Origin of the sequence: Nocardia sp. alder85J (assembly GCF_020176955.2) — a bacterium.
Classification (GTDB): domain Bacteria; phylum Actinomycetota; class Actinomycetes; order Mycobacteriales; family Mycobacteriaceae; genus Nocardia.
Window position 1 is genome coordinate 673,511 of the sequence record NZ_JAIUCZ020000001.1, and the last position, 19,830, is coordinate 693,340.

Below are 19,830 nucleotides of genomic sequence, written 5' to 3' on the forward strand. Positions count from 1 at the left end.
GGGGAGGTGCGCGTGATGGACCGGCTCGATGTGCCCGGAGGGTCCGACGGTCCGGCGGCCGCGGCCAGATCGGTGGCCACGTCCCGGCTGGTGCGGGGCTCCCGGCTCGGCGCGGTGGTGGCGGCCCAGGCCGTGCGCAAGCGCCGCACCCGGTTGTCGATGATCGGCCGTTCCGAGGCCGCCCGCGCCCGGCTCGCCGACGAGTCGACGGTGAAGATGGCCGAACAGCTGGTGGTCGTGCTCGGCGACATGAAGGGCCTGGCCATGAAGCTCGGCCAGTTCCTGTCGATGCTGGATCTGGATCTGGTGCCCCCGGATCAGCGCGAGGCGTTCCAGACCCGGCTGGCGGTGCTGCGCGATCAGGCCCCGGCCGTCGAGTTCGAGACGATGCGCCGGGTCGTGGAGGAGGAGAAGGGCGCCCCGCTGGAGGACCTGTTCGCGGATTTCGATCCGGAACCGGTGGCCGCGGCCTCGATCGGCCAGGTCTACCGGGCCCGGTTGCACGACGGCACCGAGGTCGCGGTGAAGGTGCAGTACCCGGGCGTCGACGCGGCCGTGCGCGCGGATCTGCGCAACATCGGCATCCTGCGCTTCCTGATCTCGCAGTTCCTGCCCGGGTTCAGTGTCGCGGTGCTCGACGAGTTCCGGTCCACGGTGCTCGGCGAACTGGACTACACGGCCGAGGCGCGCACCCAGCGTCAGGTGGCCGAGTTGTTCACCGATCATCCGTTCATCGCGGTCCCGAACGCGTTCCCCGAACTCGGCAGCGCCCATGTGCTGGTCACCGAATTCTGTCCCGGCGAGGGATTTTCGACCATGCGGGCGCTGCCGGACGCCGAGCGCGACCGGATCGGCGAGATCGTCTACCGCTTCTACGTCGGCTCGCTGTTCGAACTCGGCGAGTTCTGCGGCGATCCGCATCCGGGCAATCTGCTGCTGCGTCCCGACGGCCGGCTGGGCTTCCTGGATTTCGGCCTGTACAAGCGAATGGACAAGGGGCACATGGCCTTCGAGGCCACCTGTCTACGGGCCGTCACCGAGGACCGGCCCGAGGAGCTGTACCGGCTGATGGTCGAGCGCGGCGTGATCGACGAAGCCGCCGGGGTCACCCCCGAGGAGTGCTACGACTACGTGCTGGCGGCCTCGGAGTGGTGCCTGGTCGACGAACCGCTGCCGATCACCCCCGAATTGGCTTCCGGCGCTTTCCTGATGGCGATCGACCCCCGGCTGGCCGAGTTCTCGGGGATGCGGCGGCAGAACCTGCCGGCGGAGCACTTGTTCTCCCGCCGCGCCGATTTCATGACCTTCGGCACCCTCGGCCAGTTGCACGCGACCGCGAATTGGCATCGCATCGCCCGGGAATGGCTCTACGACGAGGCGCCGGTCACGGAACTGGGTGAGCAGCACCGGCAGTGGCGGCAGCGGCGGGCGGATGCCGGCGTCAGCGCGGGGTGACGGGTACCGGCAGGTCCCGCCACACGCGGCGTCGCTTCCAGCGGATCTGGATCTCCCGGACCAGGCGCAGGGTGTCGATGTAGGAGGAGACCGGGTTCTGCGGCGGGCGGTACTCGTCCCACAGATTGCTGATCCGGTCGAGCATCTCGGTCTGTCCGGGGCGTTCTCCGACGTCCCGGAAGATCGCCAACGCCTGCTGGACCAGATCGGTGCCACCGGAATAGTCGCCGACCTTGTAGCGCACGAGCCCGAGGCCCATGAACGCGTACGCCTCGCCGAGCCGGTCGCCGATCTCCCGGAAGATCACCGGCGCCTGCTGGACCAGTTCGGCCGCGCCGGCGTAGTCGCCGGCCTGGTAGCGCAGCAGCCCGAGCCCGATGAACGTGTAGCCCTGACTGACCCGGTCACCGATGTCGCGGAAGATCGCCAGCGCGCGCTGCGCGTACTCGGTGGCGGCGACGAAATCGTCGGTGGCGCCGCGCAACAGCGACATGCCCGCGAGGGAGAACGCGTGCCCGAACCGGTCGCCGACCTCCTCGAAGATCGTCACGGCCTGCTGCACCAGCATGTCGGTTCCCGCGAGATCGCCACTGGCGTAACGCAATCGGCCGAGGCTGCTGAGCGCGTACGCCTGGCCCACCCGGTCGCCGATCTCCCGGAAGATGCCCAGCGCCTGGTGCAGGCGATCGATCCCGCTCGGGAAATCGTCGGTGACATAGTGCAATCGGCCGAGGCTGCTGAGGGCGTAGGCCTGGCCCACCCGGTCACCGATCTCGCGGAAGATGTCCAGTGCCCGCTGGATTCGCTCGCCCGCGCGCGGATACTCGCCGTTGGCGTACGCGAGCAGTCCCAGTTCGATCAGCGTGTACGCCTGGCCCACCCGATCGCCGATGTGCAGGAAGATCGCCAATGCCTGCTCCATCCGGTCGACCGCGCCGGAATAGTCGCCGGTGGAGTACCGCACCAGGCCCAGATCGCTGAGGACGTAGGCCTGCCCGACCCGGTCGCCGATCTCCTCGAACATCGCCAGCGATCGGCTCATCTGCTCGGAGGCGTCGGTGCAGTCGCCGGTGGCGAAGCTGACCCGGCCCAGATTGCTCAGGGCGTACGCCTCGCCCCAGCGGTCGCCGACCTCGCGGTAGTTCTGCAACGCCACCGTGGTCAGGTCCGCCGCGCCGGGATAATCCCCGATCGCGAACCGTACCGCGATCAGATCGTTGAGGGCGTAGGCGATTCCGAACCGATCGTCGATCTCCCGGGCCAGCGCCAGCGCCTGTTCGACCGCCGCGGCCGCGCCGGCGTAGTCGCCGGTCGCGTAGCGCACGACCCCGAGTTCGTTGAGCGCGTACGCCTCGCCGGAGCGGTCGTCGATCTCCTGGAACACCGCCAGCGCCTGTTCCACCAGGTCCACGGTGCCGGGATAGTCGCCGGTGGCGTAGCGCACGACACCGAGTCCGATCAGCGCGTACGCCTCGCCGAGCCCGTCGCCGACCTCCTGGTAGATGGCCAGCGCCCGGCGCATCAGATCGGCGGTGCCGGGATAGTCGCCGGTGGCGTAACCCAGTCGGCCGAGGATGCTGAGGCAGCGCGCCTCGCCGGCCCGGTCGCCCAGCTCCCGGTACACCGTCAGCGCCTGCCGGGCCAGACTCTCGGTGCCGGGATAGTCGCCGGTGGCGTAGCGGACCGTGCCCAGATCCAGCAGGGCGGCGGCGAGCCCGACCCGGTCGTCGCTGTGCTCGGCGTGGGTGGCCGCGCGCCGGTGCAACCGGATGGCCAGCGGCCACGGGCCGTCCAGCCGCAGCAGTCCGGCCAGCGCGCTGGTCAGCCCGATCACCCGGGCCGGTTGATGGTGGGACGCACCGTATTCCAGGCCGGACAGCAGATTGCCGCGCTCGGCCCGCATCCAGGTCAGTGCCGCGGCGGCGGTGTCGAAGCGCGGCGCGACCTCGGGCCCGGGGCCGTCCGCGGGCGGCCCCGGGCGCGGGCCGCCGACGAGGAACCAGTTGGCCCGTTCGCCGGTGCGCTGGTAGTGGTCCAGCAGCCGGTCGACCGCGGCCCGGTGCTCGTCGTCGGCGCCGCCGGGCAGCGCGCGGGCGTATTCGCGCAGCAGATCGTGCATCCGGTAGCGGCCGCGCGCGGGTTCCTCGATGAGGTGGTCGGTGAACAGTACTTCCAGTTCGCGGCGGGCCTCGGTCTCGGTGCTGCCGGCCAGCACCGCGGCCGCGTAGCTGTCGATGTCCGGGCCCGGATGCACACTCAGCAGCCGGAACAGCCGCTGCCGATGCGGCGGCAGGTCGCGGTAGGACATCGTGAACGCGGCCCGGACCGCGCGCTCCCCGGCCTCGAGTTCGGACAGCCGGTCCTGGGCGGCGGTGAAATCGGCGGCCGCCTCGCGGATGGTCCAGGTGGTGTGGTGGGCCAGCCGCCCGGCCAGCAGCACGATCGCCAGCGGCAGATAGCCGCACAGCCGGGCGATATCGGCCATCGCGGCCGCGTCGCCGTCGGCGGCGGGCCGGTGGGCGAGCGTGCGGAACAGTTCGGCGGCCTTCTCGGGATCGAGGGTGTCCAGGGCCAGCGGCAGCGAGCCGTCGAGGGCGACCAGCCGGCGCCGGCTGGTGATCAGGGTCAGGCAGCCGGGGCCGTTGGGCAGCAGTGGCTCCACCTGGTCGTGGTCCCGGGCATCGTCCAGGACCAGCAGAATTCGCTTGCCCGCCACCTGATTTCGCCACATGTTGCGGCGACTGTCCAGGGTGTCGGGCACATTGCGCGGGTCGACGCCGAGATCGGTGAGCAGTCCGGCGAGCACCTCGGTCGGGGTGGCGGCGGTGTGCCCGGCGGTGTGGGCGTGCAGGTTCACGAAGAAACGGCCGTCGGGGAAGCGCTCGGCCAGCCGGTGCGCCGCCCGGGTGGCCAGCGCGGTCTTGCCGACGCCGGGCATCCCGTCGATGGTGTAGATCGACACCGCCGGTCCGCTGTCGGTCAGTTCCAGGATGCGCCGCAGTTCGGGTTCGCGCCCGATCAGCGTGTCGATGTCGCGGGGGAGGGTGTCGGTGACCGCGGGCCGGGGCAGCGGCAACGCTGAAGGGGTGTTCAGCGGTTCCGGGCCGCGGTCGCTGCGGGCCTCGGCATTGGCCTCGTTCCACCATCGCTGCCACGCGATGCGGTTCACCAGACGGGAATTGGCCGCGGCGCCGTGCTGCCGGGCCAGCGTCGTCAGCGTCTCCAGCACCGGTTCGAAGGAGGCGAACCGGGCCGGGACCGCGCGCCCGGACCGCCAGTCGCTGATCCGCTGCACCGGGGGTAGTCGCCGCGCGGCCGGGAACCGGGAACGGGTGGCGCGGAAGACCTGATCCAGCGTGGGATTGCCCGCGGCGTCGAACAACTCGATCAGCGACTCCGCGAAATGCGTTCGCGCCGAGACCAACTTGCCGGTCGCGCTACCGTCCGCGGATACTGTCACGGTGCCAGGTTAGAACCGGGCGCGCCGGGCGTCCACGTCGGGTCCGGGCGCGTGGTCAGACCAGGCTCTTGCCTTGCGCGCGGGGTTTGCGCATATCGGCGAGGTAGCCCTCGAACGGATACAGTCGCCAGCGCAGGGGCAGCAGCGCGGAGGTGCGGCCGATGGCCCGCATGGTCAGCTCGAACACGCGCTGCCGCCGCGGCCCCCAGTCCAGGTCCAGCTGATCCCGGAACTGTTGCGGCAGATAGCCGGTGGTGAAGAAGCGGTTGGTGTCGCGGAACAGCACCCGCTGGATCGGATGGTAGGGGCCGAGACCGACCACCTGGTCGAGCAGGTAGCGGCGCACCTCGTCGTCGAAGGCGATCTCGCCCAGCATCGAGTCCCAATACTGCTGGAACGCAGCGCGATCGGCCGGCCACATCTCCGGGCGCACCTGGAGTGTGGTGCCGAAACGGGCGGACTCCCGGTACAGCTCCTCGGCGATGTCGTCGTCGACGCCGCCGTGCAGCAGTGCCAGCGAATCGGCGGTGCCGCGGTAGATGCAGGCCGCCACCCACAGTTGCAGGCGCGGGTCGAAGGCGTTGTAGCGCACCGGACTGTCCGCGGTGGACCGGACGTGGCGGTGCGAGGTGTCGACCGCCTCCCGGTAGGCGGCGCGGTCGTCGTCGGTGCCGAGCATCGCCACGGCCAGGTAGGTCAGCGTCGTCTTGCCCCGTTTACGCGGATTCAGATCGAAACGTCCACTGGTGACGGTGCTTTCGACGACGCCGCGGCCGACCGGCGGGAGGCCGAGCTGCATGATCACGTTGGCCGGGCCACCGAGCAGGGCCGCGGGTCCGGACATGTAGCGGCGGCGGCGTTGCAGGGCGGCGTCGGTGACATCGGTGGCGCCGGGCGGCGGCGCGGTGGGTGCGCGGTCTGGCATGGGTCCTCCGCGAGCTGTCGGGAGTTGCGAGCGGTTGAGAAGATTATCGCCTCATATTCTCAAAGTGTCGCTCCGGACGCAATGGCCCGATCCGGCAATAAGTTAACGGAAATTCTTCTCCTGGGATACGCTGGTGCCGTTGCGGAGATCTGGGTGATGGACCGGTGCCAGGTGGCGCCGGTCCGCTCACCGTCGAGTTCGACCCAGGGGTGCATGTGAAGAAGAAATTGTCGTCCACCGCGCGCTCGGTCACCGAGTCGCTGTCGGCCGTCGGGGTGCTGCGCCGCCGCGGCATGGTGAACCCGCTGCGCCCCGGCGATCTGCTCCGCACCATGCGGGACGCCGCCGCCTACGGCCCGTTCGTCACGGTGCTGCGGCAGGCCCGCCGCCGCGGCGGCGCGGCGATCGCGATCATCGACCAGCGCGGCCCGCTGAGCTTCGACCGGTTGGACGCGCAGTCGAACGCGCTGGCGCACGGCCTGGCCACCCGTGGCATCGGTCCCGGCTCGGTCGTCGCCGCGCTGTGCCGCGACCACCGCGGCATGGTGCTGACCCTGCTGGCGGCGGGCAAACTCGGCGCCCGCGCGGTGCTGATGAACACCGGATTCGCCGCGCCGCAACTGGCCGCGGTCGCCGAGCGCGAGCGCGCCGACGTGCTGCTGCTGGACGAGGAGTTCCTGGAAGCCGCGGCGGCGGTGCCGGATTCGGTACCGCGCGTGCTCACCTGGGCCGCCGATCCGGTGGCGTCGCCGCTGCCGACCGTCGACGGCCTGATCGCCGCGCACCCCGACGGCGACCTGCCCGCACCGCAGCGGCCCGGCGGCATCGTGATCCTCACCAGCGGCACCACCGGCATGCCGAAAGGCGCTCCCCGGGACAAGGTCTCGCCACTGGTCTCGGCGCAGTTCCTGGACCGCATCCCGTTCCCGGAGTCCGACACCGTCGTCATGGCGGCCCCGATCTTCCACGGCACCGGGCTGTCCCAGTTCATGCTGGGCTGGGCGCTGGGCAACGCGATCGTGTTCCAGCAGGGGCGGTTCGACCCCCGGCGGGTGCTGGCCGATATCGCGAAACACCGCGCGGCGACGGTGGTCCTGGTGCCGACGATGTTGCAGCGGATCGTCGATCTCGGCGACGAGGTGCTGGCCGGTTACGACACGTCCTCGCTGCGGGTGATCTTCGCCGCCGGATCGTCGTTGTCGCCGGATCTGGGCCGCCGCGCCGCCGAGGCGTTCGGTGACGTGCTCTACAACCTGTACGCCTCCACCGAGGTCGCGGTCGCGGCGGTGGCCACCCCCGAGGATCTGCGCACCGCCCCCGGCACCGTGGGCCGCCCGCCGGTCGGCTGCCGGGTGGCGCTGTACGACGAGCAGCGGCGGCCGATCACCGAACCCGGCCGGGTCGGCACCATCTTCGTGTCCAGCGGCCTGAGCTTCGCCGGGTACACCGACGGCGGCCACAAGGAGATTGTCGACGGGCTGCTGTGCAGCGGCGACGTCGGTCACTTCGACACCGCGGGCAGGCTTTTCATCGACGGCCGCGACGACGACATGATCGTCTCCGGCGGCGAGAACGTCTACCCGCTGGAGGTGGAGAACCTGCTGGTGGAGCGCCCGGATGTCCTGGAGGCGGCCGTCGTCGGCGTCGACGACCGCGAATTCGGCACGCGGCTGCGCGCTTTCGTGGTGCCGGCCGCGGGGGCGGCCCTCGACGCGCAGCAGATCCGCGATCACGTGAAGTCCCACCTCGCCCGGCACAAAGTGCCCCGCGACGTGGTCTTCCTCGACGAACTGCCCCGCAACGCCACCGGGAAGCTGCTGCGCCGCCGGTTGCAGGAGGCCGACGTACCCCACGAAACACCCTCGGGAGAACGTAGATGACCCTCGAAGCGACGATGGCCCAGTCGGCGGTCACCGCGGCCCGCCCGCATCCGGAAGCGCCGGTGACCCGGCCGTATCCGGCCACGCCCGCGCGGCCCCGGCTGCCGCGCTCGCCGGTGGCGTTGCAGGCGTCGGTGGCGCAGTTGTGCACCGACCTCGCCGCCGCGACCTCGCCGCACGAGACGGATCGGCGGATCGGCAGGCTGCACGACACCGTCGAGCGCTGGGCGCGCGCCGGTGTCCCGATCGATGCCGTGCACCATGCCGTGCACGGCGTCTTCGCCGAACTGCTCTGCGCTCCAACATATCCGGGTGAACCGTCGTTCGGCCGCGCGGCCGCCGATCTGGATCTGCTGTGCCGGGTGACCCGGGTGGTGTCCGGCGCCTACCTGGCCGAGGGGCCCGACGCCGACGGGCAGCGCGACGCCCGGCTGCTGGCCGCCGCGCTGATCGACGGCGACCGTCCGGCGGCGGTCGCCCGTGAGCGCGGCATCCGCCTCGATTCGGCCTATCACGTCCTGGCCGTGGACATCCCGTTCCAGCACGACCGCCGGTCCGCCCGCGCCCGGCTGCGGCTGCTGCACCTGACGCTCACGAAAAGCTGTGCCGCGGAACCCCTGTCGCTGCTCGGCCCGGACGGCGGCACGCTGCTGCTGCCGGCCTCCGCGATCACCGCCGAGGGCGTTACCGACCTGCTCGGCGAACTCACCCTGGCGGCCGCGGCCGGCCTCACCGCCGCGGTGGTCGAGGCCCCGTTCGAGGAGGTGGGCCCCGCCGCCGGACACGTCGACGAACTGCTGGACATCGCGCTGCGGCTGGACCGCCCCGCCCGCCTGTACCGGCTGACCGATCTGGCGCTGGAATACCAGCTCACCCGGCCCGGTCCGGCCCGCGACCACCTGGCCGGCCTGATCACCCCGCTGGCCGCGCACCCGGAACTGCTGGAAACGCTGGCCGGCTACCTGCATCACAATCTCAACCGCCGTCGCACCGCGGACCAGCTGCACATCCACCCCAACACGATCGACTACCGCCTCAAGCGCATCCAGTCCGTCACCGGCGTGGATCCGGCCGACGTCTCGGGCCTGTGGCTGCTGGCCTCGGGCCTGCTCGTGCACCGCTTCCTGACCACGCCCCCGAATCCGGCCCGGCAGCCCTGATCGCGACCACGCCGCCCGCGCCTCGCGAATTCTCCCAATCCCAACTGTTTGGTCGGCTATAGTTTCGGTCGGAACGACACATTTCGTTGAAAACCAACGAACTGGTTGACTACGGTGGAGGCCGGGACACAGTCCGGCGGCGCCTCGGCCGGGCAGGATTCGACACAGGGATGGACATGGATCGGCACAGCGACACGGTCTTCATCGACGGCGAGTGGGTCCGCGCGCGCGGTTCGGCGCGGTACGACATCGTCTCGGCCTCGACCGAGGAGACGATCGCGACCGCCCCGGTCGGCTCCGCGGAGGATGTCGACGCGGCGGTCGCGGCCGCCCGGCGGGCCTTCGACGATCCGTCGGGCTGGGCGAACTGGGAGCCGGCGCGGCGCGCGGCGGCACTGGAGCGGTTCGCCGAGGTGCTCGACGAGCGCGGCCCCGAGATCGCCCGCCTGGTCACCGGCCAGAACGGTATGCCGATCACGATCTCCTCGGTATCGGAGGCGGTGATCCCCGGAACGTTGTTGCGCTACTACGCGACGCTGCTGCGGGAGACCCCCACCGAGACCGAACGCCCGTCGGCGACCGGCGGCACCACGGTGGTCCGGCAGGTGCCGATCGGGGTGATCGCCGCGATCGTGCCGTGGAACTTCCCGCAGACCCTGACCTTCTACAAACTGGCCCCGGCGCTCGCGGCCGGTAACACCGTCGTGGTCAAACCGGCCCCGGAGACGACGCTGGACGCCTTCGTGGTCGCCGACGCCGCCACGGCGGCCGGGATTCCGCCGGGTGTGCTCAACATCGTCAGCGGCGGCCCGGACACCGGTGCGGCGCTGGTCGAACATCCGGGTGTGGACAAGGTGGCCTTCACCGGCTCGACTCGCGCCGGCCGCGGCATCGCCGAGACGTGCGGCCGGTTGCTGCGCCCGGTGACCCTGGAGCTGGGTGGCAAATCGGCCACCATCATCCTCGACGACGTCGATCTGGCCACCGAGGTCGGCAAGATGTTCACCTGCACCCTGGTCAACAGCGGGCAGACCTGCATGCTCGGCACCCGGATCCTCGCCCCGCGCAGCCGGTACGCCGAGGTGGTCGACGCCTTCGCTGGACTGGTCGGCATGCTCCCCGTCGGTGACCCGTTCGATCCGGGCGTCATCCTCGGCCCGCTGGTCAGCGAGCGGCAGCGTGATCGGGTGGAGGCGTACATCGCCAAGGGCCGCGACGAGGCCCGGCTGGTGGCCGGCGGCACCCGCCCGGCGGGCCTGGACAAGGGCTGGTTCGTCGCGCCGACCGTCTTCGCCGACGTCGACAACGACGCCGTCATCGCCCGCGAGGAGATCTTCGGCCCGGTGCTGGCCGTGATCCCCTACGACGGTGACGACGACGCGGTCCGCATCGCCAACGACTCCGCCTACGGACTGGGCGGCAGCGTGTGGAGCGCCGACGCCGAGCGCGCCCGCGCGGTCGCCACCCGGGTCCGCACCGGCACCGTCGGCGTGAACTTCTACCAGATCGACCACCACAGCCCGTTCGGTGGCGTGAAGGACAGCGGCCTCGGCCGCGAACTGGGCCCGGAGGCGCTGACCTCCTACCGGCACACCCAGTCCGTGTACCTGGGCTGAGTACTGTCATTCGGGATCCGGGGCGACGAGGCCCCGCAGCGAGATCGGAATTGCGTCATGTTCTCGACCGTCGACGAGGTGTTCCGGGATCGGGTGCGGCGGACGCCGGACGCCCCGGTCGCCGACTGTGGCAGGGGCCCGGTGACATTCGCCGAACTGGACGCGCGAACCGACCGGCTCGCGGCCGGTCTCACCGCCCTCGGGGTGCGGCCCGGCGACCGGATCGCGCTGATCGTGCCGAACCGCGCTGAGATGATCGAACTGCTCATCGCGACCGCGAAATGCGGTGCGGTGCAGGTCCCGCTGAACTACTGGCTGCGCGGGGAATTCCTGCGCTACCAGCTCGCGGACTGCGGGGCCCGGCTGCTGATCGCCGACGACCTCGGCTACGCCTCGGCGGCCCCGCTGCTCGGCGAGACCGAGATCGAGCAGGTGGTGCTGCTGGATCCACCGCCCGGTGAGCCGGCGCCGGACCGCGTCCGCTACGCCGACCTGCTCGCCACCGACGCGGAATGGACGCCGCGACAAGCAAATCCGTCCGATCTGCTGGCCATCCTCTACACCTCGGGAACCACCGCGCTGCCGAAAGGCTGCATGCTCAGCACCGGCTACTACGTCACGGTGGGCCGCTCCTACGGCGAACGCGGCTGGGTCCGCCCCGGCGACCGGGTGTACACCGCGTTCCCGCTGTTCCATTCCAGCGGCCAGATGGTGGCTTTCATGTCGGCCCTGGTCAACGATGCCGATATCGTCGTCGCACCGGAATTCCACGCCGCCACCTTCATGGCCGATGCCCGCGCGGCCGGCGCCACCATGCTGGTCGGCGTCGGCGTGATGGCCCAGGCCATCCTGGAGCAGCCCCCGCATCCCGACGACGCCACCTCCCGGTTCCGCCTGGCCTCCTGGGTCCCGCTCCCCGCCGACCGGCAGGAGGAGTTCGAGGCCCGCTTCGCCACCCCGGTGATGTCGGAGGGCTACGGCCAGACCGAATGCGTGCCGATCTCGGCGAGCGCCGTCGACGGCCGCCGCGTGCGCACCTCCTCCGGACTCACCGCCCCGCTGATCGACGTCCGCATCGTCGACGAGCACGACGACGAGGTGCCCACCGGCCGCTCCGGCGAGATCGTGGTCCGCCCCCGGGTCCCCGATGCCACCTTCCACGGTTACTGGAACAAGCCGGCCGAAACGGTCGCCACCTGGCGCGACCTGTGGCACCACACCGGCGATTTCGGTCTCCTGGACGCCGACGGCTACCTGCACTTCGTGGACCGCAAGAAGGACGTGCTCCGCCGCCGCGGCGAGAACGTGTCCTCACTGCAACTGGAACAGGTCATCCGCACCCACCCCGCCGTCGCCGACATCGCCGTCTGCGCGGTCCCGGCCCCCCTCGGCGACGACGACATCAAGGCGTGCGTCGTCCTCGAACCGGACCGAACCTTCACTCCCGCCGACCTTTTCGAATTCCTGCGCGACCGGGTGCCGTACTTCGCGATTCCGCGCTACCTGCAACTGCGCACCGAACTCCCGGTGAACGCACTCGGCCGGGTCATGAAACACGTCCTGCGCGACGAGGGCGTGGGCCCGGACGTCGCGGACCTGGAAGCCCTGGGCCTGGTGGTGCCCCGCGACGAACGCCGCGGCCCGGCCCGCGACCGGGTGAGCTGACCGGCCGGACGCGACCGCCACTCCCGATCCGCCTGTCCCGCAGTAGAATTCGACCGACCGCCTGGCACTGTTCGCCCGGCGGGTGGCCGAACTCGCTCAGGGCCACGATCTCGGCGTGCCGACCGGGCCGGTGGATCCGGCCCGGTCCGCCGAATTCAGTTCGCCGGGTGGTGGGCCGCCTCGGCCAGTTCCCGCGCGCGGGGGTAGTCGGCCTTGCCGTTGGGGGAGCGGGGGACGGTCTCGACCAGGGCGATCGACTTGGGTGCCTTGTATCCGGCCAGCCGGGCCTTGACGTGGGCGATGAGGTCGGGCACGGCGGGGTGAGTGCCCTCGACCGGGGCGACGACGGCGCAGACCGCCTGTCCCCAGTGCGGATCGGGGACACCGACCACGAGGGCGTCGGCGACGTCGGGGTGACCGAGCAGCACCGCCTCCACCTCCTCGGTGTAGATCTTCTCCCCGGCGCTGTTGATACACAACGAATCCCGGCCCAGCAGCCGGATACGGCCGTCGGCGTCGACCAGCGCGCGGTCGCCGGGCATCGCCATCCGGACGCCGTCGACGGTCACGAAGGTGGTGGCGGATTTCGCCACGTCCTTGTAATAGCCGAGCGGGACGCGGCTGCCGACCGCGAGCCGGCCGATGACGCCGGAACCCGGTGCGACGGGCCGCAATTCGTCGTCCAGCACCGCGGCGTGCGGGCCGAACTCGAAACGCGCGGTGGTCGCGACGTTCTCCTTGGTCGAGATGGACCAGCCCATGCCGAAGCCCTCGGAGGAGGAGAAGCCGTCCACGATCACCAGCGACGGACACTGTTCCAGCAGACCGGCTTTCACCGCATCGCTGAGGAACGCCCCGGAGGAGAGGATGTTGTCCAGGCAGGAGATGTCCCAGCGGCCGGGCTCGCGGGCCATGGTCTCGAGGATCGGGCGGCCGAACGCGTCGCCGACCATCGCGAGGCTGCGCACCCGCAGCCCGTGGATGGTGTCCAGCAGTTCCACCGGATCGAATCCGTTGCCGCCCAGCGAGATCACACAGCCGCCGGCGTTGAGCGTCATGTACCCGCCGAACAGGCCGGTGCCGTGCATCATCGGGCTCGCGGAGATGTGGGTGCGGCCCGGCTCGGTGATCAGCGGCCGGATGCCCGGGATACCGTCCTCGATCGGATACGACGGCGGCCCGACCGAATTGAGCTGGAGGAAGATGTCGGACTGGGTCCACATCACGCCCTTGGGCAGGCCGGTGGTGCCGCCGGTGTACAGCAGGAACAGGTCGTCGCCGCTGCGGCCCCAGCGCGAGCGGGTGTGCTCACCGCCGCCTGCCGCGGCGGCCTGCTCGTACGGGATCGCCCAGTCCGGGCACGGCGCGGTGCCGTCGTCCACGTGCAACCAGGTGCGGATGCCGGTCAGATCGGGGCGGACCTCGGCGACCTGCTCGGTGAAACAGCCGTGGAAGACCACCGCGGTGATGTCGGCGTCGCGCCACAGGTACAGCAGTTCGTCGCGGCGGTACCGGTAGTTGGTGTTCACCGCGGGGATGCCGATCTTGGCGGCGGCGAACATGACCTCGAGGTATTCCGGCGCGTTGCGCAGGCACAGTGCGACCCGGTCGTCGCGGGAGGCCCGCTCGTCGAGCAGGGTGGTGCCGATACCGTCGGCCCGGCGGTCGAATTCGGCCCAGGTGAACAGCTTTTCGCGCTGCCGCTGGGCGGGCGCGGCGGGTAGGGCGCCGGCGATCATCTCCCAGAAGTCGGCGAAATTCCAGTGGCTCGGTTCGAACATGCGGCACACCCTCGTCGGTAGACCTGTGGATGCCCCCATTTTGCCAACCATGTGGTCGGTTGTGGGTGGAATCGACGAATCTCGGGGGTTGATAACCAACTAACTGGTTGAGGACGCGATTTCGGGCCGGGTTACTTCGCGATGATGCCGCTCATGATGAAGTCGGTCAGCTCGCCGACCATGGTGGCCTGCGCCTTGGCCGTGGCGGGATGGAACCAGTTCGGCATATAGGCCAGGATGCCGATCACCGAGTACAGCACCGCGTCGACATCGATCTCACGGAACTCCCCGGTGCGCACGCCCGCGCGCAGCAGCTGCTTGGTGAACCGCTCGTACTTGTCCACGCCCCGGCGGATGTCCGCGGCCTGCTCCTCGGGCAGATGCTGATCGATCCAGGGCAATTCCTGGAAGAACACCACCAGCTCGTCGTGCCGGGTGGCGACATGGTCGACCTGTAACGCGATCAGCTCGCGCAGCCGATCGGTCGCCGTGCCCTCCTTCGGCACCCGGCCGACGAGTTTCAGCGTCGCGTCGATCTGCACCGACAGCAACTCGTGCAGAATCGCGCTCTTGGAGGGGTAGTAGTGGTAGAGCGTGCCCTTGTTCAGCCCGACCTGGTCCGCGATGGCGTCCATCGTCGCCGCGCTGTAGCCTTGCTCGCGGATGATTCGAGCGGCTGTCGCATATACTTCGTCGCGCCGGGACGGCCTGGGCACGGGACTCCTTCCACTGACATGATGTTCCGAACATCATAGGTCCGCGTACTGCCCCGGCGGTCGTGGTCGTGGTGTTAGCTACGTCCCATTATCAAATAAGTGGTTGGTTACGAGAGGGTGACCGCCGGCCGCCCGGTCAGCGGATGGGTTCCTCGCCGAGCACGGTGGTGCGCAACATCTCTCGCGGCGAGTCGAGCGGATAGGGCGCCGCGCGGTGCAGCACCCCGCTGTTGTCCCAGACGACGGTGTCGCCGATCGACCAGTCGTGGCTGTACACGCGTTCGGGCACGGTCGCCCGGTCGAGCAACTGCTCCAGCAATGCGCGCCCGGCGTCGAGATCCATCCCCACCACGTGGTCGGCGGAGGCGCCGAGCACCAGCGAGCGGCGGCCGCTGCGATGGGTCCAGACCAGCGGGTGTTCCGAGGTCCGCCGCGCGCGCCAGCGGGCCAGCTGTGCGAGGGAGGGATCCGGTTCGATGCGGCGCTGCGAGGCTTCCAGCGAATGCACCACCCGCAGCCGGCCGAAGCGGTCCTTCTCCTCGTCGCTCAGTGCGTCGTAGGCCGCGTACGAATTGGCGAACTCGGTCTCCCCGCCGCTGTCGGCCACCTGCTTGGCGGTGAGAATCGTTGCCTTCAAAGGGTATTCGTCGTCGACCGGGGTGCAGCCGTCGATGTGCCAGTCGAAGGTGGCGCGCAGATAGGTGGCTCCGGAATTCTTCGAGGCGTCCAAGGTCACCGGATAGATACCCGACACCGGATGCCGCCCGTCGTTGGAGTGATCGATCGCGCCGAGCCGCGCGCAGAACGCCACCTGGGCCGCCGGTTCGAGGTACAGCCCGCGGAAGACGAGCACCCCGTTGTCCTCCAGCGCCGCCAGGATCGCGTCGATCAGCCCGGCGTCGTGAGTCAGGCGGCCGGCGTCGACCCCGGTCACCTCGGCCCCGACGCTGCCGGTGAGTTTCTCGACGGTCAATGTGGTCATATCTCTGTCCTTCCCGTCACGGAATCGGTTGTCACGGAATCGGTTCGCCGACCCGGTCGAGCACCGCGTTCGCCGCGTCGACCACCTTCGGCTGCCGGAAGATCTCGACCGCCATCGCGACGGTGATCAGCGAATAGAGGAGGTACAGCAGATTCAGCGCGTCCTCGGGCAATTCGTCGAGCGAGAACTTGTCGCAGTACTCGATGGCCTCCTCGGCGCGGGGGAAGAAGGCGTCGTAGAAGGCGAGCAGTTCGGCCATGGAGCTGTCCAGCCGGCGCCGGTACCGCTGCGCCTCGGTGGGCAGGCACCAGCGGTCGGCGTACGGTTCGAGTTCGGCGAAGGCGCCGGGCAGGCGATCGGTCACGACGCCACCCCCGCCGGGCTCGGCACCCGCTGGAATTCGGCGACCCGGTCGCCGACCACCTTGTGCAGATGCCGTACCAGGATCTCCTGGTCGCTGAGCGGGAAATCGTCGACCACCCCGGTCTCGAGCGCCACCTGGGTACCGCCGAGCATGCCCGCGTCCTGGAGCGCGAAATCCTTGAGCACCACCGCCGCGATCTCGTGCTCGATCCGCTCCCGGACCGTGCGCGCCGGATGGAAACCGGCGTAGGCCTCGAACCGGTGGGTATTGTGCGAGGTCGGCCAGTACCGATACAGCAGGTACCAGCCGCCGTAGACCAGGATCTCCAGATTCGGGAAGATCTGGAAATTGCTGATACCCCACGGCTGGATGCCGCCGGGATTCACCCCGGCCGGCAGTTCGCCGAGATCCGGTGTCTCCCAGGGCCCGATCAGCCCGCTGCGGGTGAGCCGCTCGATCGGATACATGTATTCCGGTGGCAGATCCCAGCGCCGGGCCCCCGCGGTGGACACCACCCGGTGCGGGCCGTCCAATTGAAAATGCGCGCACTCGAATCCGGCGTCCGGATTGCGCACCGCGGGCGGCACCTGCTGCGGGTGCAGGCCGGGCACGTGGTAGTACTCCTGGAAGGCATCGGCGAAGATCTTCCAGTTGCTGTTGTTGTGCGCGACGAATTCGTAACGCTCGGTGAGGCGGTCGAAGGGATAGCCGTCGAGCCCGGTGATCATCGGCCCCAGGAATTCCCGCAGGCCCTGCGGCGGCTCGGCGGCGAAGTTCACGAACACGAAGCCGTTCCACACGTCGCAGTGCACCGGAGCGAGGCCGTGGCCGTCCTTGTCGATGTCGAAGAACTCGCCCTCCTGCTGCACGAAGGTCAGCGCGCCGTCGAGCCCGTAGCGCCAGCCGTGATACTTGCAGGTGAACTGCCGGCAGACCCCGCGCGTCTCCCGATCCGGAAAGTCGTTCCACACCAGCTTGTTCCCGCGGTGCCGACAGAGATTGTGGAAGGCGCGGATCTGCCCCGCACCGTCGCGCACCACGATGATCGAGGTGCCGACCACCTCCAGTTCGCGGGTGAGATAGCTTCCGGTGCGCGGCAACTCCTCGACCCGGGCCACGTTCAGCCAGGTCCGGCGGAAGATCGCCTCGCGTTCGAGTTCGTAGAATTCCGGCGACACCGAATCGCGCAGTGAGATCGGGCCGGTGCCGAGTTCGGGATAGTGCTCGGTCCAGCTGCCTTCGGCGGGTTTGGTCCAGCGTGCCATGAATCGTCCTCCTGTGCTGGGGATTTCGCGCGGCCGGTCAGAGCACCGAGCCGCCGTTGACGCCGAGCACCTGACCGGTGACGTACCGCGCCTGATCCGAGGCCAGGAACGCGGTCGCGGTGGCGATGTCGGCCGGGGTCCCGAGGTAGCCGAGCGGAATCGCCGCGGCCATCACCTCGTTCGAGGGCAGATCGCCGAGTTGCTGTGACTGGTGCTGCATCTCGGTCTCGATCCCCGACGGCGGGATGTTGTTCACCGTGATGCCCGCCGTCGCGTATTCGCGCGCAAGGGATTTCGTCAGCGCGATGACCGCGCCCTTGGCCGCCGCGTAGTGGGTCATCCGCGGCGACCCGCGCTGCGCGCTGGAGGAGGAGATGGTGACGATGCGCCCCCAGCCCGCCGCCACCATGTCCGGAATCGCCAGCTGGCAACAGTGGAAGGTGCCGTTGAGGTTGACGTCGACCACCCGGTTCCAGGAGTCGGCCGAGATCTCGGTGAACGGCTCGAACGCGACGATCCCGGCGCTGGGAACCAGGATGCCGACCGGCCCGAATTCGCTGCGGACCTTGGCGAACGCCTCCTCGAGCGCCGGCCGGTCGGTGACGTCCACGCCGATCGCGAGCGCCCGGCCCCCGGCGGCCTGGATCTCCTCGGCGACCCGGCGCGCGCTGCCGGCGTCGATGTCGAGCACCGCGACCCGGTGCCCGCCGCGGCCGAATTCGCGGGCTATCTCGGCTCCGATCCCCGATCCGCCGCCGGTGATCACTGCTACACGACTCATCTGTCCTGCTTTCCGCCGTCGGCTGTGACGGCTGTTCGTGGCTATTCCCAGATCACCCGAACCGTCGGCCCGATCGGCAGCGATTGACAGGTGAGGGTGAGGCCCTCGGCGAGTTCCTCGTCGGTGAGCACGTCGTTGTTCAGCAGGCGCACCCGCCCCTCCGTCACGCGTGCGATACACGTTCCGCAGGAACCGGTTTCGCACGAGGACGGTGGTCTCAGCCCGGCCGCCCGCGCCACCTGCAACAGCGTCGAACCGGACCGGTAGCCGACCGTCGCCCGGCGGCGGCCGACCTGGACGACGACCTGTTCGGTGACCGGGTCGCCGGTCGGCCCCGGATCGCCGGGCAGCTCGGTGCGGAAGCGCTCCAACCGGATTCGCTCCGGCGCGGTTCCCAGGGCGATCAAGGTGTTCTCGACCGCATCCATGAACGGCGCGGGGCCGCACACGTAGTAGTCGGCGTCGTCGGCCCCGACGGTGAACGCCGCGAGCTGTGACGGCGCCACCAGCCCCGCGTCCGCGTCGAGGTGGTGGTGCAGCAGCAGCCGGTCGCCGTGCCGCTGCGCCAGCCGATCCAGCGGCTCGGCGAAGATCACCGAGCGACTGTCGCGATTGGCGTAGAACAGCCGCACCGGCCGCTCGGTCCGGGCCAGCGCGGTGCGCAGCAGCGAGAACACCGGCGTGATGCCGCTGCCCCCGGCGAAGGCGACCAGCGGCCGGTCGGATTCGGCCAGCACGAACCGGCCGCGGGGGGCGGCCGCCTCCACCGCGTCGCCGACGGCGACCGTGTCGTGCAGCCAATTGGAGACCAGCCCGTCGCGCTCGCGTTTGACGGTGATCCGCAGCCCCTCGTGCAATACCGGCGACGAGGACATCGAATAGCAGCGCTGATGCTCCCGCCCGGCCACCCGCACCCGGACGGTGAGGTACTGGCCGGCCCGGTATCGGAACCGATCTCGTTGTGCCGCAGGGATGTCCAGCACCAGGGAGATGGTGTCGTGGGTCTCCGGCACCACCCGGCCCACCCGCAGCGGCGTGAATTCCGGATCCCCCGCGCCTGTTGCCGATTCGCTCATGTGGCTCCTGCTCGTGCGCTTCGACAGGAGAGTATCAACTACTTGATATCTATATCAAGCACTTGACACTATTTGCTGTCGATTGCGGGATTGGATGTGCGCGTGCGGGTTTCGCCGGGTACCCGTCAGGAATCGGGCTGATCGACGAACAGGTCGTGCCCGGTGCCCTGTTCGACCACCCGGCTGAGCAGATCGTGCAGCGTGCGCTGCTCCTCGGCGGTGAGCACGCCGAACACCTTCTCGTGCGCGGCGATCGCGTCGGTGACCACCGCCGAGGTCACCTTGCGGCCCTCGTCGGTCAGATACGCCTGGATGATCCGGCCGTGCTGCGGATCGGGCTTGCGCTCGACCAGCCCGCGGCGCTCCAGGGCGGTCAGGGCCATCTGCACGCCCTGCGGGGTGATCAGCAACCGCCGGGACAACTCGGCGCCGGACAGGCCCGGCTCGTTCGCCAGCTGCCGCATCAGGCCGATCTGCGCCGTGGTGACGCCGTGTTCGCTGATGCCCTCGTTCACCGTGCGCAGCGTGAAGTGGAACGCCTGCTTCAACAGCCACAGGATGTTGTCGGTGAGCTCCATGCGCATCTCCTGTCCGGTGGCCGATCCGAGTTGCCGGATCGTTCCCGGACTCCTGCTTCGACGCTAGCGCACGCGGCGGGAGCAACGCGCACGTCACCACCGCGAGCGTGATCACACTCCCGGTGG

The 19,830-nt window shown here is 69.9% G+C and carries 15 protein-coding genes; 5 read left to right on the forward strand and 10 right to left on the reverse strand.

All coding sequences use genetic code 11. The features are described 5' to 3' along the window. The first annotated feature begins 15 nt into the window (after positions 1–15). Entirely contained in the window at positions 16–1,455 is a 1,440-nt protein-coding gene (locus LBW94_RS03140) for an ABC1 kinase family protein (protein WP_225056352.1), read from the forward strand. On the opposite strand, the gene LBW94_RS03145 is transcribed toward LBW94_RS03140, so the two are convergent. Both LBW94_RS03145 and LBW94_RS03150 read right to left on the reverse strand, forming a co-directional pair. After that, positions 1,442–4,915: a tetratricopeptide repeat protein gene (locus tag LBW94_RS03145; RefSeq protein WP_225056351.1), complete on the reverse strand. Its 3,474-nt coding sequence runs from the start codon at positions 4,913–4,915 to the stop codon at positions 1,442–1,444. The genes LBW94_RS03140 and LBW94_RS03145 overlap by 14 nt on opposite strands. A gap of 55 nt (positions 4,916–4,970) precedes the next feature. Beyond that, positions 4,971–5,840: an oxygenase MpaB family protein gene (locus LBW94_RS03150; RefSeq protein ID WP_225056349.1), complete on the reverse strand. Its 870-nt coding sequence runs from the start codon at positions 5,838–5,840 to the stop codon at positions 4,971–4,973. Between the two features lie 215 nt (positions 5,841–6,055). Between LBW94_RS03150 and LBW94_RS03155 the strand changes: the two genes are divergently transcribed. The 4 genes from LBW94_RS03155 to LBW94_RS03170 all read left to right on the forward strand — a co-directional run bounded on the left by LBW94_RS03155 (position 6,056) and on the right by LBW94_RS03170 (position 12,161). Further along, complete coding sequence (locus tag LBW94_RS03155; protein WP_225056347.1) at positions 6,056–7,720, forward strand: acyl-CoA synthetase; 1,665 nt, start codon at positions 6,056–6,058, stop codon at positions 7,718–7,720. After that, complete coding sequence (locus LBW94_RS03160; RefSeq protein ID WP_225056346.1) at positions 7,717–8,880, forward strand: PucR family transcriptional regulator; 1,164 nt, start codon at positions 7,717–7,719, stop codon at positions 8,878–8,880. Before LBW94_RS03155 ends, LBW94_RS03160 begins: the two co-directional genes overlap by 4 nt. Before the next feature lie 176 nt (positions 8,881–9,056). Beyond that, positions 9,057–10,496, forward strand: coding sequence for an aldehyde dehydrogenase (locus LBW94_RS03165; RefSeq protein ID WP_225056344.1), 1,440 nt, complete (start codon positions 9,057–9,059; stop codon positions 10,494–10,496). Positions 10,497–10,553: 57 nt separating this feature from the next. Further along, positions 10,554–12,161: an AMP-binding protein gene (locus LBW94_RS03170; protein ID WP_225056342.1), complete on the forward strand. Its 1,608-nt coding sequence runs from the start codon at positions 10,554–10,556 to the stop codon at positions 12,159–12,161. Between the two features lie 155 nt (positions 12,162–12,316). On the opposite strand, the gene LBW94_RS03175 is transcribed toward LBW94_RS03170, so the two are convergent. The 8 genes from LBW94_RS03175 to LBW94_RS03210 form a co-directional block, all read right to left on the reverse strand. Further along, positions 12,317–13,942 (reverse strand): AMP-binding protein, encoded by a 1,626-nt coding sequence (locus tag LBW94_RS03175; RefSeq protein WP_225056340.1) that lies wholly within the window; start codon positions 13,940–13,942, stop codon positions 12,317–12,319. A 131-nt stretch (positions 13,943–14,073) separates the two neighbouring features. After that, positions 14,074–14,658 carry a TetR/AcrR family transcriptional regulator gene (locus tag LBW94_RS03180; protein ID WP_225056338.1) on the reverse strand — a complete coding sequence of 195 codons (585 nt, stop codon included), beginning with the start codon at positions 14,656–14,658 and terminating at the stop codon, positions 14,074–14,076. Between the two features lie 136 nt (positions 14,659–14,794). Next, positions 14,795–15,640, reverse strand: a complete 846-nt coding sequence (locus tag LBW94_RS03185) for a TauD/TfdA dioxygenase family protein (RefSeq protein ID WP_225056336.1) — start codon at positions 15,638–15,640, stop codon at positions 14,795–14,797. Positions 15,641–15,671: 31 nt separating this feature from the next. Then, on the reverse strand, positions 15,672–16,004 hold the full coding sequence (locus LBW94_RS03190) for a hypothetical protein (protein WP_225056333.1): 333 nt from the start codon (positions 16,002–16,004) through the stop codon (positions 15,672–15,674). Further along, entirely contained in the window at positions 16,001–17,269 is a 1,269-nt protein-coding gene (locus LBW94_RS03195) for an aromatic ring-hydroxylating oxygenase subunit alpha (protein ID WP_225056331.1), read from the reverse strand. The genes LBW94_RS03190 and LBW94_RS03195 overlap by 4 nt, the downstream gene beginning before the upstream one ends. A 37-nt stretch (positions 17,270–17,306) precedes the next feature. After that, positions 17,307–18,050 (reverse strand): SDR family NAD(P)-dependent oxidoreductase, encoded by a 744-nt coding sequence (locus tag LBW94_RS03200; RefSeq protein WP_225056329.1) that lies wholly within the window; start codon positions 18,048–18,050, stop codon positions 17,307–17,309. A gap of 41 nt (positions 18,051–18,091) precedes the next feature. Then, on the reverse strand, positions 18,092–19,126 hold the full coding sequence (locus LBW94_RS03205) for a ferredoxin--NADP reductase (RefSeq protein WP_225056327.1): 1,035 nt from the start codon (positions 19,124–19,126) through the stop codon (positions 18,092–18,094). 125 nt (positions 19,127–19,251) lie between these two features. After that, entirely contained in the window at positions 19,252–19,704 is a 453-nt protein-coding gene (locus LBW94_RS03210; protein ID WP_225056325.1) for a MarR family winged helix-turn-helix transcriptional regulator, read from the reverse strand. Between the last annotated feature and the right edge of the window lie 126 nt (positions 19,705–19,830).